Raw genomic sequence first — 17381 nt, forward strand, 5'->3', positions numbered from 1 at the left:
AGTAAAATTTTATATATATTTTTCATTTTTGTATTGTATTAAAATCCAACTTGAACACCTAAAGCCACAGTACGCTTGGCTGGATAAGAACTCCTTATATACTCCGGATCAAAGTATTTTGGTATGTCTGATATGGTAAACAGATTATAACCTGATACATGTATCCTTACCTTATTGAGTTTGATTTTACTTATAAGCGATTTAGGTAAGCTATATCCCAATACGGCCTGACGCAAGGATATATAAGATGCATCCAACAGATATCCGCTTTGTGTCCTTCCGGCCACTTCGCTACCGTACATCGGATACTTGGTATTGGTTCTATCGGGCATCCACGAATTGTTATAATATTCCCATGAGCCTGCACCTTTTCCCCAATACATTTCGGTAGATTCAACCCAGTAATCTCTTTTTCCTACACCCTGGAATAGCAAATCGAGGTCAAACCCTTTATATTGAAGTCCCAGGTTGATAGAATAGCGGTAACGGGGAGTATTATTTCCAATGATACGCCGGTCTCCCGGATCATCTACCGTGCTTTGTCCTGCCGTAATAATACCATCTCCATTTATATCGTGGTACCATAAGTAGCCAGGATATACTATTTCGTTATTGAATACCGGACCATGATATATTGGACTTGTGCCATTTAATACCAGATTACCTTCACTATCCAGTTCAAAGTCTTCTTTCTGCAAAATTCCTCCGGTTTCATATCCCCATATTTCGCCCACATACATGCCTGCATATGTTTTTCCGTCTCCGATTGTTTTTTTCTCGTTAGAAGGGTCTTTTGTAACCTTTGCTTTATAATCGGATATAGATAAACCGATATTATAGTTAAGTCCACAAGAAAGCCTGTCTCTCCATTTAGCTTGGAATTCCCATCCGCGGTTTCTTAATTCTCCACCATTTTCCCAAGGTAGTGTTCCTCCCACCAATGCGGGGTATTCCTTACCACCGGCCAACAAGATATCGGATGTTGTTCTTTCGTATATATCAAAAGAGGCTTCTAATCTATTCTGTAAAGCTGCTACATCGACCCCAATGTTTGTTGAGGTGGCTTTCTCCCATGTTAACCGGGGACTCGGAATGTTTGGTGGCGTAATACCCGTACCAAAACGTTCACCGCCAAAATAATAGTAAGCATTTTCCTGACCAAATACAGACTGATATGGATATTCACTGCCCGGCTGACTTCCGAGTTCGCCCCACGATCCTCTGATTTTCAGGTTATCGAGCCAGTCTTTTGTTTTTTGCATAAACTTCTCTTCCGAGATTCTCCAACCTAGTGAGAATGTAGGATAGGTTTGAAAACGATTTGATTTCGGGAACTTGGAGCTACCATCGTAGCGAATATCGAATTCAAATAAATAGCGACTTCTATAATCATACATCAAACGTCCGAAAATGGCTCGTGCTGTGGTTACATAGTTGCTTACGGAAGAAGTATTCTTAGTTGCATCTTCCACCAAAGCCGGATTCAGGATGTATGGATCAAGCATTTTCACCAGACCGATATAGCTTTGTGAGTATTTATTTCTTTCCTGGTTTACGCCGACCAAGGCAGAAACATTATGGTCGTTTGCGAATGTCTTTGTATAATTGGCATACAAGTTTATGGCATACCGGTCGGTGGTCGACTTAGTAATATTTCCTGTATTCTCTTCAGCCCATCTGTACTCAAGTTCTTGCCATGAATTATTTACCCTACCTTGTCTGGGTGATGTTGACTCTCTTTTATAGGTAATAGGTGTCAAAGAGAGATCGGCTTTAATAATCAGCTCATTCGGTATGATTATAAATTCGGGCGATATAGACAGGATCGTTGACCTTCTGGAGGTGGAAGTACGTCCGCTCGAGTAAAGGAAACTTGCCTGATTTTCTGTAGGTGTATTGGGCACTGGATCATCCGCTGCCGTAATCAGGGGTTGATATATGTTCAGTTCAGGATAATATTTTCCTACCGATCCCCAAAGGTCACCATCGCTTCTTTTGGTTGGCGACTTGTAGTTAAAAATATTATAGGCCGCTTTCGTAGTGACTTTAAATCGGTCGGTTACCTTAGCTGTAAGGCTGAGCGACATATTATAACGTGTCAGATCATCAGGATTTATTTTATACATTCCTTCCTGATTCTGCGCACCTACCGAAATGTTATAGGCAATCCTGTCGCCTCCACCGTTGATACTGAAATTATGCTTTTGTGTTGGGGTCCAATCTCTTACAAGTTCTTTATAAGGATTCGTATTTCCAACCCACTTAATGGAACTATTAAGTCCGTCTGTCATGTAATATGGTTTGTTATTTACAGGGTCATTGATATATGCCTGCATATGCTCCAACATCGTTTCATTTTCATCGGTATATTGGGTGCCTTTGGTCCACAATTCCTTATCCAGTCCGGCTTTGTATATATGATATGAGTCTAATATATCGGGGCGGCCTACCGGTTTATCCCATGATATGTCATAAGAATAGTTTATTCTTGCCTTCTGGTTGAAGGTTCCCGATTTAGTTTGTACCAGAACAACACCATACGTAGCCCGGGTACCATAGATAGCGGCTGCCGAGGCATCTTTCAGTACAGATATATTATCAATATCAGCAGGGTTGATCTGGTTCAGGTCTTCGTTCGTGATTTCGATTCCATCTAAAAGAATAAGGGGTTTACCCGAAATAACATCCATTTTATCAGCGTCGGCCGTAGCTCCGGTTTTATCTTTCCGGGAACGGATAGTGGTAGCTCCACGTATATTCAGGTCGGGAACCTTGTTCGGATCTCCTCCTTCAATATTGATATTCAAACCAGGGGCAGCTCCGATCAGTGCCTGACCAATATTGGATACAGGTCTGTTTTCGAATGATTTAGCATCGACATTGGATACAGCCGCCGTCAGGTTTACTTTCTTTTGCGACTGAAATCCAATCACTACCACTTCTTCCAACAGTTCGGCATCTTCACTCATTATAACATTAAGAGTGGTTTGGTTGCCTACCCGTACTTCCTTATTGGCATATCCTACATAAGAGAATACCAAAACAGAGTTAGCATTTTCTATCGGAAGATCAAATCCTCCATCCATGTTAGTTATGGTTCCATGAGTGGTACCTTTTACAAGTACCGACACACCGATAAGAGGTTCACCAGTGTCATCCTTAACTATACCTGTAACGCGTTTATTCTGATCAATACCAGTAACAGACTTATCTACATCAGGACTATTACCGGCCGATGCCGTTTGAACAATCCCGATAGTTGCAAAAAGAACACATAGAATGCCTATCAGGGTTTGACAGGTTTTTCCACGTTGAATCTTAACATGTTTCTTTGCATTTTTCATAAAATTGATTGCTTAATTAGTGTATTAGTTTAACTTTTAAGAATTCTCTAGCCTAGTTAAATTTTTCAGGTTACATATTTCATAATTATTATTCGGTTTTTAATTAGTAATAGATTAATATGGTATTTCCCAAAGGGAATAAGGTTTAAATTACACTATACAAACGTACAATATCGGCTACAAAGCATCTTACTGCATTAAATTTTTCTTTTACTCAAATTCAGTTAAATGATTATGGCAATTGGGTACGTTACTTGTTTGACTATTCCGTTATTCTTAGTGGAAAAAGGGTCGGACCATCGACTATAAATCATCCGACCTTTTACTGTAAATCATCCGATGTTTTTAATCAAAGGTCCGGAGCATAATTTTCTGACCATCCTTGGGTTGATTTTCCCGTATTCTTCCTGGAATTTCCCCTGTCACTCTCCAGGTTTTACTTTGTTTGATTGAGGTGATTGTGATGCCTAGGGCATACCACTATGATACCCTAGGCATCACAGTGGTATGCCCTAGACCTTTTCCCTCCCCTTGCCAACTCAGTGGTAAGGCATTGGCGAATTGTATACTTTATTACTGCGCAAACTCCAGTTTCTCCAACTTATCCCATGCTCCGCGGGTGAAATCCGGAATTTCGACTGGGGCAGAACCGTTATCCAGAGAGAGAGCTGTCAGCGGAATCAAACAACACCATTCTGCCAGGTCATACACATCCATATCCAGATACAGACCGTTCTGCAAACAGTGGATCAAACGGTAGTCCATGATAAAGTCCATACCTCCATGTCCACCTACCTTTTTGGCAGTAGCCACCAGTTCATCATTTACAATGGGGTGTTGGTATTTTGTCATCAGTTCTTTTCTCAGGCTGTCAGAAACGAAGCGATGCGCATTCAGGTTTTCATGATTGCTGTCTTCTTCGCTCAAACTACCTTTTGCAAAAGCATATCCCTGGGTAGGATATTTATTGGCAAAACCCTTTGTACCTGTTAGCTGATACATACGACTGTAAGGACGTGGAGAGTTTACGTTGTGCTCGATAAGAATTGACTTGCCTTTTTCTGTGCTGATCAATGTAGAAGTATGTTCGCCATTCTTAAAATCCGTAACCACTTCGCCGGTTTTCTCTTTGATATGGTTAATGCTTGAATATTGTTTGGCATCTACCGAAACCAAATAATTCAATTTGTCGCCGCGATGGATATTCATAGCTTGGCATACGGGACCTAACCCATGGGTAGGATAAAGGTCGCCCCGGTGATGTCTGTTATACTCCATACGCCAGTTTTCCCAGTATGTATCCCAGAAAGATTTTAGCTCGTGGATATAAGCACCTTCGCCATGCACTAATTCTCCCAGCAAACCTTGCTGAACCATATTGAGTGTGGTCAGTTCGAAGAAATCATATACACAGTTTTCGAGTTGCATACAATGTTTGCGTGTTTGCTCGGAAGTATTGATCAACCCCCAGATTTCATCCATTGTCATAGCAGAAGGTACTTCAATAGCTACATGCTTACCGTCTTTCATGGCCTGAATGCCAATAGTGGCATGGCTTTTCCAATCGGTTGCCACATAGATAAGGTCTACATCGGGTAAAGCGGTGACTTTACGCCATACGGAAGTATCACCGTAAAACTCCTGGGCTTTGGGCACCCCCAGTGTTTCCAACCGGGCGTTTACACGCTCCACGTTCTTTTGCTCAACATCGCAAAGTGCTACAACTTCTACACCGTCCATATGTGTCATGCGATAGACGGCTCCCGGACCTCGCATGCCCAAACCAATAAAGGCCACACGTACTGTAGGAATAGGATCACAACGTAATCTCAAGACATCGGTTTGCCCAGCCGGACGGGCAGGAACCGGTGTTTTTATCATTTTTACAGAAGATGAATCTGTACGACAACTACTTATACCCAGAATAAGGCAAAGGAGGAGAATAAGAGAAAGATTCTTGTTTTTCATTATATTTATTGTTTATTGAGTTTTTGGTATTTTTATACAGTAAATCACTCCTTTTCAATCCGTTTTACGCATTTCAATTATATTTTAGCTTGTTGGTATTCATCCTTATCACTACCCTTTTGCTCCGTATCAACAACGATCACAAAAGGGCGGACAACCTGATATGAATCCGGCAGAACCACATGATACAACGAACTATTACGTTTGTTCCGGCCTGCACTCTTAATTTCCACTTCTTGATTATTTTCAAGGAAACAGGCTTTCAGCAGATCTATACCTCCCTTAGGGATTTCTATCATCAATCGGTTGTTGATGGGTTTGTTGAATACACACAAGTAGAGTTTATTGCCTTTTTGAGTAAAATATCCCCAATCTTGTTTCTTCACATTCGAGTGATGCGTACCATAAATAGCTTCTTTGTTTACCTTCATCCACTCCCCTATTTTCTGCGCCAGTTCGGTTTCCTCGGGACGGATATTTCCTTTTCCATCGGGTCCGAAGTTGATCACAAAGTTACCATCCATAGAAACAGCTTTAACCATCATCTCTATCAGATCATAGTCGGTTTTAACATAACCTCTCCATTCGGAATGGTATCCCCATTGATTTTCGGGTACTGTCATTACACAATCCCAGTCGCTACCGTTCAGATCTTCGATCGAATTAGGCAGATCACGTTCCCAGGTCTGGTCGTAATCGTCAATCAGATCCCCGTTAGTATCATAATGGCGCTTACCGAATTCGTCGGCACGGAAACGGCTACCGATAACAAGACCTGGATGCATGGCACGCAGTTCATTACCCAATTGATCTACCCACGCGGCTTCGTTCATCCATGCTTTATCCCAACTTCCGTCAAACCACAAGCCTTTGATGGTTGGGTAGTTGGTGAGGAGTTCTATAAGTTGGTTGCGGGTAAACTGTTTAAATGACTCGTAGGAGATACTGTCTTGCCTTGTCACTGGTGGAGATGAACGGTATCCCTGATAGTTCCAGTCGATAATAGAGAAATACAAGTGTACATCAATACCTTCATTGGTATAAGCATCTACCACTTGCTTAACAATATCTTTCTTATAAGGAGAACTTGCAATGGTATAATCTGTATACGCACTTGGCCACAGGCAAAAACCATCATGGTGTTTTGTAGTAAAGATCATGTAGTTGGCACCCATCTCTTTGGCTTGTTTGGCCCATTTTTTTGCATCGAAGGCGGTGGGATTGAACTGCTTGTACAAGTTATCATAAGCATCTTTAGGCATTTCTTTCCATGAACGTATCCATTCGGCTGCTCCCGGATAGTATTTACCTTCCCAAGTACCACCAGGAATGGCATATACTCCCCAGTGAATAAACTGTCCGAGTCCGTGCTCGCGCCAACGTTGCATCTCGGCATCCGTGCGCTTACCTATGCGGTGTGCTCCATGCTTTAAAGGTATGGAAGAACGTTTGTTCTGTGCCTGAAGTGCTGTAACAGTAAACAGGCAGAGGAATAGGGTTAAAAAAAGGTTCTTTTTCATTTGTATCTTTTATTTTATGATATTTGTAGGGGCGGTTTGTGAACCGCCCGAAAATTGTTTTCTGCGTATTGGGCGGTTCGCGAACCGCCCCTACAACCCGATGTGCTCTTTGGTTTTCTCAACCGGCTTGCTCCAATCGCGCTTGTTATCGGGCGAATAGTTCCATGTTATCCTATCTTCAAGAATTTCACCTTTATGTTCTATTTTTGCCTCAACAATGTTCTCACCGTTTATGAGTTGAACATCCTCAAAAATATAATGTACCGGTGTTTCTCCTATTTTATAATTCTTCAATTCTGTTCCGTTTACATACAAGCGGGGAACACCTACGTTACAGTAAATAGTAACAGGAGTCATTTGATTTTCGCGTTCAGTAGCCCTCCGCTGGGTTAAGTACAATACAGGCTCCTTGCTCCAATTGGCCTTATACCAGTAGAAAGGATCTTTTTTAATTTTCCGGTCGAAGGTGACCAACCCCTTCATATTACGTGCCCTTACTCCTCCTTGCGCCGTAGCAGGGGTGGCAAAGTCAAAAGTATTCCAGATATAGGAAGAAAGCAGGTAAGGATGGCGGGATATTACACCCCATTGTATTTCATGGAATTTGGTAGCAAATGTTTCCGGATAGAATTGGGAGAAGTAACGCCCCACTTCGCCAACCACTTCTTCCTGCTGGTGGATATTGGCTTCGGCACCATACTCGGAGAACATAATCTTATATCCCGGAAAATCCTTTTCCATTCCTGTAACCCATTTCTCAATGTCACTAATCTTGCCGCCATACCAACCGAAGTAGTGGTTAATTCCCTGGACATCGGCATTGAGATTAGAAGCCTGATCCACTTTAGAATATCCACTTACCGAAACAGTATACCGGTATGGATCTTCCGACTTGGCCAGATCGTTCAACTCGGCTGTAAGTGCCAGCGTATAATCATAAGGGGTATACACCTCGTTATGCAATCCCCATATATAAATAGATGGATGGTTGTAGTTTTGGCGGATTAGTTCTGTCAACTGCTGCTTGGCGTTATTGGCTTCTTCGGTACTAACTCTGTTTACAAAAGGAATTTCTGCCCAAACCATAAAACCCAGACTATCACTTTTTGCATACATATATTCGGCTTGTTGGTAATGTGCCAGACGGATGGTGGTAGCTCCGATTTCTTTTATGATCGACAAATCAGTTTCGTGCTCGCGGTCGGTCAGTGCGCTACCCATTCTCCACCAGTCCTGATGACGGCAAACACCGTACATAGGCACTTTCTTTCCGTTCAGATACATACCATCTTCGGCTTTTAGTTCAAAATGCCTCACGCCCAAGGGTTGGACAACTTCGTCGATGACCTGTTCATCCGAAAGAATTTGGACAACAACCTTATACAAATAGGGATCTTCCAATCCTTGCCACAGGTGCGGCTTTTTGACCACGAAGTTTTGCTCAAAAGTTTGGCGTCCTTGTGGTAAAACCTCAACCGGGGTTTGTTGTTGTGCCTTTATTTTTCCGTTAGTTTCATATATGGTAGTAGATATCCGGAGGTTTTCTGACTGTTTCTGTTTGTTTTCCACTTTGATTTTGACATTTACATCGGCTGATTTAGCTGTTACGTTTTTCTGGCTGATATATATACCGGGGGAAGCATAATCAGTAACAGTAATATTTATAGGATTTGTGACTATGATTTCGATCGGGCGATAGATGCCGCCATACACCGGAAAAAGTGTATTATTGACAGGCACGACATCCGGACGGGGGGTATTATTGACTTTTACAAGTATCTGGTTCGACTGTCCGTATTTGAGTAGTTTGGTAATTTCTATGGCAAAGGCAGAGTAGCCTCCTCTGTGGTTTCCAGCATAGGCATTGTTCACATAGACTTCGGCCACCGAGCCGACTCCCTGAAAGCGCAGAAATATACGTTTGCCATTGAGTGAAATATCGGGAGTATATTCTTTCCTGTAATATGCTTCACCTGTATAATAGTTATTCTTATCATCCTGCATATCAATTGCATTCCAGGTATGTGGAATTTTCACTTCCGTCCATCTGGCATCGAAACTTGTAGAGAACAGGATGGGATCTTTCTGGAAAGGTCCTTTTTTGAAAGTCCACCCATCATTAAAAGAGGCGACTTCACGGGCGTACAATTCGTTGCTCTTCCCCAGGAAGAAGCATAGAAATAGAATTAGAAATAAGAGATGTCTGTTAATCATTGTATGGGTTATTTATTGGTTACTTGGCACCGGCATCTTGCTGGTGGAGTTTAATGATCTCTTTGCCCGCCATAAGGAATGCACCAACACCGTATACGGCGGTCATATCGCGGGTAACTTTTTTGGGGTCGGCTCCGATGGGTTGCACCCAGCCTACTTTACCATTTTCATCGACTACAGAAGTCAGCGCATTCCAGGCTTTGAGGATGACAGGCAGATAGGAATCGTCCAGCAGTCCGTTGTTTACACCATAAGCAAGCCCGTAGGTTATTAATGCGGTAGAACTTGTTTCGGGCGATGGATAACTGTCGGGGTCCAGTAAGCTGGCATGCCAGAATCCGTCATGGCTTTGCAGCTCGCACAAGCGGGAGGATAGTTCCACGAAAAGCGTTTCGTAGAATGGCCTTATTTCCGAATGGGCAGGAAGCAGTTGCAGAATGTTGGCTATACCTGCCAATACCCAACCGTTTCCGCGTCCCCAGAATATTTTTGTTCCGTTGGCTTCGAATTTATCGAAGTAACTGTCATCGCGGAAGAATAAACGGTTTTCGGGATCATACAAATGTGTATATGCACGCAGATAGTTATTGTGCATATAAATAAGGTACTTCGGATCGCCGGTTATCTGAGACAGGTGGGCGTATACCGGAGGGGCCATGAATAGGGCATCGCACCAGCTCCAGGCTTGCTTATTACGATAGTTCATGCTGGTGTCAGGTGGGTTTGACATGATCCAGTCTGCCCTTTCACGAACCGAAGTCAGCATGGTTTCGGACTTATATTTATCGTACATATAAAGATAGAACTGTCCGATACAGAGTTCGTCAGCGTGATAATATTGGTATTTGGGATATTGAGCGAAGTTTGCAGGAATAGCCCAGCGACTTTCTGTACCTGTTTTCATAAGCCAATCTTGTATCTGGTCCGGATGGTTGGACATTTCCATCCATTGAGATAGCCCTAAGTACAGTACCCCGTTTGTCCAGGCATCAATACCATAATCGTGGTGGTTCCCTTTTTCCCCGGCGGGTAAATAAGTGAAGTTCTCTAGTTGATAAGCGGTAATCTTATCTAAAAGGTGGATTACCTGGTTCTTATCTGTCAAATTGCCTTTGACGCATCCAACTGATAAGGTCAACAAAATGAGTGAACAAAGATATTTTAAATGTGGTTTCATAGGCGAATGTTCTCTTTGCGATTAAATTCCGACGGTAAAATTACGTTCTGGCCCCTAAAACGTCTTATTGTATTTGATTTATCTTTTTCTCTATTCGTTAAAACAGCAAAAAACACTGCAAATCTTTATCTTTGCAACTTAAAAATCATAGCGCTAGTATATAATGAAGGAAATAAAGCCTCAAAAGATATCCGGATGGTGGGCGCTGAGCCCGCTGTTTGTTTTCTTATGCCTGTATCTGGTCACTTCAATAATTGTCAATGACTTCTATAAAGTACCCATAACAGTAGCTTTCCTGGTTTCATCCTGTTATGCCATTGCCATTACTCGTGGGCTGCCTCTGGACAAACGGGTATATCAGTTCTCGGTTGGTGCATCCAATAAAAATATCATGTTGATGATATGGATATTCATTCTGGCCGGAGCTTTCGCACAAAGTGCCAAGGAAATGGGAGCCATAGATGCCACAGTAAACCTGACTTTGCTACTTTTACCGGATAACCTGTTGATTGCAGGCATATTTATTGCTGCTTGTTTTATTTCATTGGCCATTGGTACCAGCGTGGGAACCATCGTTGCGCTTACCCCTGTAGCCATCGGACTGGCTACAAAAACCGGGATACTCATAATGAATTATAATACTAAAAAGATAATCAAAAAGCTAAAGGTCAAACAAATAATTCATAATTCATAATTCATAATTCAAAATTAACCCCTACCTTTGCGCCGCTATTACGAGATAATAGCAATTAATTCAAATCCATAATTAAAACTTTATTAAATGGCAACTAAAATCAGATTGCAAAGACACGGACGTAAAAGTTACGCGTTTTATTCAATTGTAATTGCAGACAGCAGAGCACCACGTGATGGTAAATTTACAGAGAAGATTGGTACTTACAACCCTAACACCGATCCTGCTACAGTAGATTTGAATTTCGACAGCGCACTGGCTTGGGTACTTAAAGGTGCACAACCTACTGACACTGTACGTAACATCCTTTCTCGCGAAGGCGTTTACATGAAGAAACACCTCCTTGGCGGTGTGGCTAAAGGCGCATTCGGCGAAGCAGAAGCTGAAGCTAAATTCGAAGCTTGGAAGAAAAACAAGCAATCAGGTCTTGAATCTTTGAAAGCTAAACAAGAAGCTGACAAGAAAGCAGATGCTAAAGCACGTTTGGACGCTGAGAAGAAAGTAAACGAAGCAAAAGCTAAAGCGCTGGCTGAAAAGAAAGCTGCTGAAGCCGCTGCCGCAGCACCAGCTGTAGAAGAAGAAGCTGCACCGGTTGAAGAACCAGTAGCAGAAGCTCCTGCCGCAGAAGCTGCTCCTGAAGCTGCTGCCGAATAATTCGGCACACTCATTTAGAATGAGATCATAAAAAATAGAAAGGAATATTTCGTATGAAGTATTCCTTTTTTTTATACCTTTACCTTTGTATAACAGTTATAACCAGGAAATGAGGCACTGGCTCAGTGATCTTTATCCAGTGCCTCAGCTGGGCTGAGGCACTGGATGAATCCGACTCGCGCACTGGATCAATCTCCCCGATGCACTGGATCAATCTAACCAATGCACCGGTTAAATCCGGTTGACCTACTGCATGCACGAGATTGCCCTACTGGCTGAAAGAGATTGAGCCAGTGCCTGGGAGAGATTGACCTACTGCCCGAAACTCAGTAAGCCAGTGCTCTATTCGCTAAAAACAATTCTCTGCCCGACCCGTTATAAGAGTTATACATTAACCATTTGAATCACCCAATCGTAAATCGCCTAATTGCAAATGAATAAAGTACCTTCACCATTCATATCTTGTATTCCGATTATTATACTGGTTCTTTTACTCTTCACCACTATCCGCATTTTCGGTTCCGATGCTTTAAGTGGGGCCAGCCAGATATCCTTGCTGACGGGTACAGCCATATGTGTATTCATCGGCATCGTATTCTACAACATTCCCTGGAGAGACTTCGAACTCGCCATAACAAACAATATAACCAGCGTTATCAGCGCCATTATCATACTATTAATTATCGGAGCACTAAGCGGAAGCTGGATGATCAGCGGCGTAGTCCCCACATTAATATATTACGGCGTTCAAATCATTCACCCCAGCCTCTTCCTGGCCTCCACCTGCATCATCTGCGCCATCGTTTCTGTCATGACAGGCAGCTCCTGGACCACCATTGCCACCATCGGCATTGCTTTAATGGGCATCGGCAAAGCACAAGGATTTGATGATGGCTGGATAGCCGGAGCCATTATATCGGGTGCTTATTTCGGCGACAAAATATCCCCGCTCTCGGAAACAACCGTTCTGGCCTCTTCCATAACAGACACTCCCCTATTCCAACATATCCGGTATATGTTGATCACCACCGTTCCATCCATTCTTATCGCCATTCTTATATTCGCCATAGCCGGATTCTCGCATGAAGCCAGCAACACCGGACAAATCGCCACCTTCCTGACCGCACTCGACGGCAAATTCAATATTACCCCCTGGTTGCTGATTGTCCCCGTTGCCACTGCCATACTGATAGCCAAACGCATCCCCCCCATCATCACCCTGTTCCTATCCGCAACCATGGCAGGGATATGCACCGTGATATTCCAACCCGATTTATTACACGAAATATCCGCCTCGGGCACTACCGACGCCTCCTCCACCTTCAAAGGAATGATGATGACATACTACGGCAGCACCAGTCTGGAAACAAACAATCCGGCACTCACAGACCTCGTTTCCACCCGCGGGATGAGTGGTATGATGGACACCATTTGGCTAATCATTTGCGCCATGTGCTTCGGAGGAGCCATGACAGCAACCGGCATGATAGGCAGCATCACCTCCGTTTTCGTACGCTTTATGAAGAAAACCGTAAGTATGGTAGCCTCCACCGTTGCTTCCGGATTATTCATGAATCTGGCAACGGCCGACCAATACATATCTATCGTCCTGACCGGCAACATGTTCCGCGACGTGTATAAAGAAAAAGGCTACGAAAGCCGGTTACTTAGCCGTACCACAGAAGATGCCGTAACCGTCACCTCCGTGTTAGTTCCCTGGAATAGCTGCGGTATGACACAGGCCACAGTGCTCAATGTCCCCACGCTGACCTACCTCCCCTATTGCTTCTTTAATATCTTAAGCCCCGTGATGAGTATTATCATCGCAGCTATCGGATACAAAATAGTCAGGAAGAAATGAACATTCTCACCACCCCTGCTGTTCTGGCAGATAATCAACTATTTAATAAAAAAGAAATCTGTTATGAAAAAGATTATAATCCCAATGCTGATTCTGCTTATGGGCACAGGAACAACAACAAAACTGAATGCCCAGGAACCTCAATTGAGCAAAAAAGAACTAAAAGCGCAAAGAAAAGCGCAAGAGGCAGCCGAAGCCACATATCGCTATGAAACAGCAATGAACGCCATTAAAGAAGGAAAGTTTGTACTCGAAGCCGACAAAATCACCTTCAAACGCGGACAATTCGTGTACGTAACCTCATTCACCAATTTCATTATGGTAAATGGCGAAAAAGCAACCGTACAGCTAGCATTCAACACCATGCGCTCCGGCCCAAACGGAATTGGCGGAATCACGGTCGACGGTACAATATCAAACGCTAAGATCAAGACCACCAAAAGAGGAGATCTCACCTATACATTTGCAATACAAGGAATCGGTATCTCCGCCCAAGTCAGTATGAGACTGAACGAAGGCGACAACACAGCCGAAGCCGATGTCAATCCGAACTTCAACTCCAACCGCACAACCATGTCGGGTGTTATTGTTCCATTAGAAGAATCAAGCGTTTTCAAAGGCCGTTCCTTATAACAGGAACGTGCCATAGCGAAGCTTATTCTTTTTTATGACTTTAAATATAGCACATAAACGCCTAATTTTGTAAGTTTGCAGTTCCAAGATTAGAACGTAATGAAGAACAAAAATATTGTAGCCATACTAATATGTATGATCCTTGTATCATGCGGTGAAGATCGCAGGTTGGAGTACGTCGGCCTGACAACCCCCAATAAAGCAATAGAAAGCGTTATGCGCCAAAACTATTACTGGTACGAAGACATACCCGAAAGCAAATCACTTAATTATTTCACAACCCCACATGGCGATTTCTTCAAAAGTCTGCTCTCAAAACAAGATTTAAACTACTCTTACTTTGAAGATCCCGCAGACATAGAGAGTTTAAGGAGCTACGGCATCGAATTCGAGACATCCATTACATTCAACAATGACACAGCCCATGCAGTGCGGGTATTATATGTTGACTCCGATTCTCCTGCCGACGATGCCGGTTTGATGCGTGGCGACTGGATCATCAAAAGAAACGATAGATTCATCGTCAAAAGCCGGATCGACTCCCTATATAAAGGAAGCGCCATCAAACTAACTTTGGGAGAATACGCTCCTTTTGAGAATGAAAATGGACAAATAGTGAATGACTTCAAAGAGAAAGAAACCATTCAACTAGGAGCCGCACGCCCTACATCTGATAATCCGATACATTACTCAGGAATGTATACTACCCCAAATTCCAGAATAGGCTATTTGTTTTACAGCAATTTCACGTCCGGAAAAGACGACAATGATGAAACGTATGACAACGCTTTGCGTACAGCATCCAACTGGTTTTACTCTCAGGGCATAAATGAGTTTATTCTTGACTTAAGATATAATACCGGAGGCAATTTAAAATCTGCACAACTACTGGGCTCTATTTTAGTTCCACAAAAAGCACTGGGAAGTCCTATGTGTTATTTAAAATACAACGAACTGCAATCATCCCAGAAGGAAGAGTGGCTCTTTAGCCAGGAAATACTAGGCAGTGGTTCTAATCTGAATCTAGAAAAGCTGTATGTTATAACCGGGTCCATAACAGCAGCAACCTCAGATGTACTGATCAATGCGTTAAAGCCTTATATAGATGAAATTATCCTGATTGGGCAAACAACTAAAGGAAATCATACAGGTACCCACCCATACGAACACGAGGAATTCTCCCCCTACATTCTACACCCGGTAGATTGTATGATTTACAACTCAAAAGATGAATTGCCAACCGGCGGATTGGCACCAACTCATGCATTTAATGAGTTAACTTATGAGTCACTCCCCATCGGAAACCAAAAGGAAGTTTTATTGTCCCTAACACTAGGACTTATAGAAGAAGGAAGTGTGCCGACAGAAGAAGATGATAAAGAAGAAGGAGAAACCAGAAGCGTATATATGAAGAAAGTTCCGGGATTTAATACGTTAAATAACAAACCAATCCGCGGAACTTCTATCCGGTAAGCGTTTAACTACCTCTTAAAGAACTTGCTAAAAAACAAAATCTGGTAATCTACAGCATTACTCCAATACACCCCGTTGTGTACTCCGGGACGGAGGATGAAATCATGGTTGATCTTCCGGGAAACCAGGGCGTCGTGCATATCCTTATTAACCTGTAGGAAAAAGTCGCCCAATCCACAATCAATGATAATAGCCAAATCATCATTCTGGATTTTATCCAATTGATTAATCACGGTATACTGGTTCCACAAATCTTCATTCGAAGCTTTCTCGCCCAGCTGCTTGCTCATTTCCCAGTTCTTTGGGAAAGGACGAATGTCCAGTCCGCCACTCATACTTCCGGCTGCTCCAAACGTATCTTTATTCCGTATAGATAGCCACATTGCTCCGTGACCGCCCATACTCAAACCAGTTATTGCACGTCCTTTGCGGGAGGCAATCGTTTTATAGTTCCGGTCCATGTAATTAACAAGTTCCTTAGCTACAAACGTTTCATACCGGTAGGATGGATTTTTAGGGCTATCCCAATACCAACTGTTCTTTCCATCCGGACAAACAAAGATAATCCCTTTCTCATCTGCAATCTGCGATAGTTGAGGCTTAAGTTCTATCCACGAACGCGCATTGCCGCTATATCCGTGCAACAGATAAATAACAGGGCAAGACGTAGCGGTAGCTCCCAAAGCCCTATCCGGTGTAACAATCACTACTTGCACCTCTTTATTCATAGAAGGGCTTTTTACCATTACCGTGTCTACCTTTGCTGCAAAAGCCGACAGCGGTAATGCAAAGGTTAATACCAAAAGAAGTTTTCTCATATACAATGTATTTTAGTTTAACTAACAAATATTTCGAGAAGCAAAATTAAATGATTAAATGTGAAAATAGAAATCATTTTGTATATCTTTGCACACCTTGAATACTAAAATAGATCACACATAACAAGAACTCATATTAAAACTTAACAGTAGAAAAATGAAGACTAGAATTATTTTTGCAATGTTGCTCATCTGTGCGATGTCAACCACAGTTCATGCACAAATCAAAATCGGTGGAAAGAAAATCAATGTAGACAAAGCCGTACAAGCCGGTACAGATGCTGCCAAAGCGATAACGTTATCCGATGCCGATGTCATCAGACTCTGTGGCGAATACATGGAATGGATGGATGCACATAACCCGTTAACCTCGCCCGATAGCGAATACGGCAAACGTCTGGCAAAGATGGTAGGCCACATTACAGAAGTTGAAGGCGGTTTTAAAGTAAACTTTGGTGTTTACGAAGTAATTGACGTTAATGCATTTGCTTGTGGAGACGGAAGTATCCGTATCTGCGCCGGGCTAATGGACGTAATGACCGACGATGAAGTGATGGCTGTTATCGGACATGAGATTGGTCACTTGGTAAATACCGACGTTAAAGATGCATGGAAGAGCGCTTATCTTCGTTCAGCAGCTAAAAACGCAGCTGGTGCAGTAAGCTCAACCGCAGCTAAACTAACCGATTCTCAATATGGTGAATTGGCCGAAGCATTTGCCGGAGCGCAGTTCTCTCAAAAGCAAGAAAACCAAGCCGATGATTATGCTTTCAAGTTCTGTATTGAAAACGATATTGATCCTTATGCAATGGCTAAAGCCCTGAATAAATTAGTTGAATTGTATAATTCCGGTGGTGAGAAATCATCCAGAATCCAACAAATGTTCTCTAGTCACCCGGATAGCGAGAAGCGTGCAAAACGCATGACTGAGAAAGCCGACAAGTATACAGGAAAATAAGAGATAAAAATGTTTAATATAAAAAGAGGCTATTCCAACATTTCTTGGGATAGTCTCTTTCTTTTTG

11 protein-coding genes and 1 pseudogene are annotated in these 17381 nt (G+C 42.7%); 6 read left to right on the top strand and 6 right to left on the bottom strand.

Annotated features, from left to right (window positions below):
- Positions 1-38: 38 nt before the first annotated feature.
- The 5 genes from D0T87_RS15725 to D0T87_RS15745 form a co-directional block, all read right to left on the bottom strand.
- A complete protein-coding gene (locus D0T87_RS15725; RefSeq protein WP_163176095.1) occupies positions 39-3344 on the bottom strand; it encodes a TonB-dependent receptor in 3306 nt (1101 codons plus the stop codon).
- Positions 3345-3917: 573 nt separating this feature from the next.
- Positions 3918-5312, bottom strand: a complete 1395-nt coding sequence (locus D0T87_RS15730; RefSeq protein ID WP_163176096.1) for a Gfo/Idh/MocA family protein — start codon at positions 5310-5312, stop codon at positions 3918-3920.
- 77 nt (positions 5313-5389) lie between these two features.
- Entirely contained in the window at positions 5390-6832 is a 1443-nt protein-coding gene (locus D0T87_RS15735; protein ID WP_163176097.1) for an alpha-L-fucosidase, read from the bottom strand.
- Positions 6833-6922: 90 nt separating this feature from the next.
- Positions 6923-9046, bottom strand: coding sequence for a glycoside hydrolase family 2 protein (locus D0T87_RS15740; protein WP_163176098.1), 2124 nt, complete (start codon positions 9044-9046; stop codon positions 6923-6925).
- A gap of 19 nt (positions 9047-9065) precedes the next feature.
- Complete coding sequence (locus D0T87_RS15745; RefSeq protein ID WP_163176099.1) at positions 9066-10223, bottom strand: glycoside hydrolase family 105 protein; 1158 nt, start codon at positions 10221-10223, stop codon at positions 9066-9068.
- A gap of 163 nt (positions 10224-10386) precedes the next feature.
- On the opposite strand from D0T87_RS15745, the pseudogene D0T87_RS15750 reads away from it, so the two are divergent.
- From D0T87_RS15750 to D0T87_RS15770, 5 genes and pseudogenes are all read left to right on the top strand, one after another.
- Positions 10387-10845 (top strand): annotated as a pseudogene (locus D0T87_RS15750) (Na+/H+ antiporter NhaC family protein); the annotation flags it as partial.
- 159 nt (positions 10846-11004) lie between these two features.
- Positions 11005-11571, top strand: coding sequence for a 30S ribosomal protein S16 (locus D0T87_RS15755; RefSeq protein ID WP_163176100.1), 567 nt, complete (start codon positions 11005-11007; stop codon positions 11569-11571).
- 433 nt (positions 11572-12004) lie between these two features.
- Entirely contained in the window at positions 12005-13432 is a 1428-nt protein-coding gene (gene nhaC, locus D0T87_RS15760; protein WP_163176101.1) for a Na+/H+ antiporter NhaC, read from the top strand.
- A gap of 63 nt (positions 13433-13495) precedes the next feature.
- Complete coding sequence (locus D0T87_RS15765; protein WP_163176102.1) at positions 13496-14065, top strand: DUF4251 domain-containing protein; 570 nt, start codon at positions 13496-13498, stop codon at positions 14063-14065.
- 99 nt (positions 14066-14164) lie between these two features.
- Positions 14165-15538 (top strand): S41 family peptidase, encoded by a 1374-nt coding sequence (locus D0T87_RS15770; RefSeq protein ID WP_163176103.1) that lies wholly within the window; start codon positions 14165-14167, stop codon positions 15536-15538.
- An 8-nt stretch (positions 15539-15546) separates the two neighbouring features.
- Here D0T87_RS15770 and D0T87_RS15775 read toward each other — a convergent pair whose 3' ends face one another.
- On the bottom strand, positions 15547-16356 hold the full coding sequence (locus D0T87_RS15775; RefSeq protein WP_163176104.1) for an alpha/beta hydrolase family protein: 810 nt from the start codon (positions 16354-16356) through the stop codon (positions 15547-15549).
- A gap of 157 nt (positions 16357-16513) precedes the next feature.
- Between D0T87_RS15775 and D0T87_RS15780 the strand changes: the two genes are divergently transcribed.
- Positions 16514-17314 carry a M48 family metallopeptidase gene (locus D0T87_RS15780; RefSeq protein ID WP_163176105.1) on the top strand — a complete coding sequence of 267 codons (801 nt, stop codon included), beginning with the start codon at positions 16514-16516 and terminating at the stop codon, positions 17312-17314.
- Positions 17315-17381: the final 67 nt, after the last annotated feature.

Origin of the sequence: Bacteroides sp. 51, from assembly GCF_010500965.1 — a bacterium.
Classification (GTDB): domain Bacteria; phylum Bacteroidota; class Bacteroidia; order Bacteroidales; family Bacteroidaceae; genus Bacteroides.

Bases quoted from the DNA above. Each gene is read 5' to 3' on its own strand.
- D0T87_RS15725 (WP_163176095.1), bottom strand. From the start codon at position 3,344: ATGAAAAATGCAAAGAAACATGTTAAGATTCAACGTGGAAAAACCTGT.
- D0T87_RS15730 (WP_163176096.1), bottom strand. From the start codon at position 5,312: ATGAAAAACAAGAATCTTTCTCTTATTCTCCTCCTTTGCCTTATTCTG.
- D0T87_RS15735 (WP_163176097.1), bottom strand. From the start codon at position 6,832: ATGAAAAAGAACCTTTTTTTAACCCTATTCCTCTGCCTGTTTACTGTT.
- D0T87_RS15740 (WP_163176098.1), bottom strand. From the start codon at position 9,046: ATGATTAACAGACATCTCTTATTTCTAATTCTATTTCTATGCTTCTTC.
- D0T87_RS15745 (WP_163176099.1), bottom strand. From the start codon at position 10,223: ATGAAACCACATTTAAAATATCTTTGTTCACTCATTTTGTTGACCTTA.
- D0T87_RS15755 (WP_163176100.1), top strand. From the start codon at position 11,005: ATGGCAACTAAAATCAGATTGCAAAGACACGGACGTAAAAGTTACGCG.
- nhaC (WP_163176101.1), top strand. From the start codon at position 12,005: ATGAATAAAGTACCTTCACCATTCATATCTTGTATTCCGATTATTATA.
- D0T87_RS15765 (WP_163176102.1), top strand. From the start codon at position 13,496: ATGAAAAAGATTATAATCCCAATGCTGATTCTGCTTATGGGCACAGGA.
- D0T87_RS15770 (WP_163176103.1), top strand. From the start codon at position 14,165: ATGAAGAACAAAAATATTGTAGCCATACTAATATGTATGATCCTTGTA.
- D0T87_RS15775 (WP_163176104.1), bottom strand. From the start codon at position 16,356: ATGAGAAAACTTCTTTTGGTATTAACCTTTGCATTACCGCTGTCGGCT.
- D0T87_RS15780 (WP_163176105.1), top strand. From the start codon at position 16,514: ATGAAGACTAGAATTATTTTTGCAATGTTGCTCATCTGTGCGATGTCA.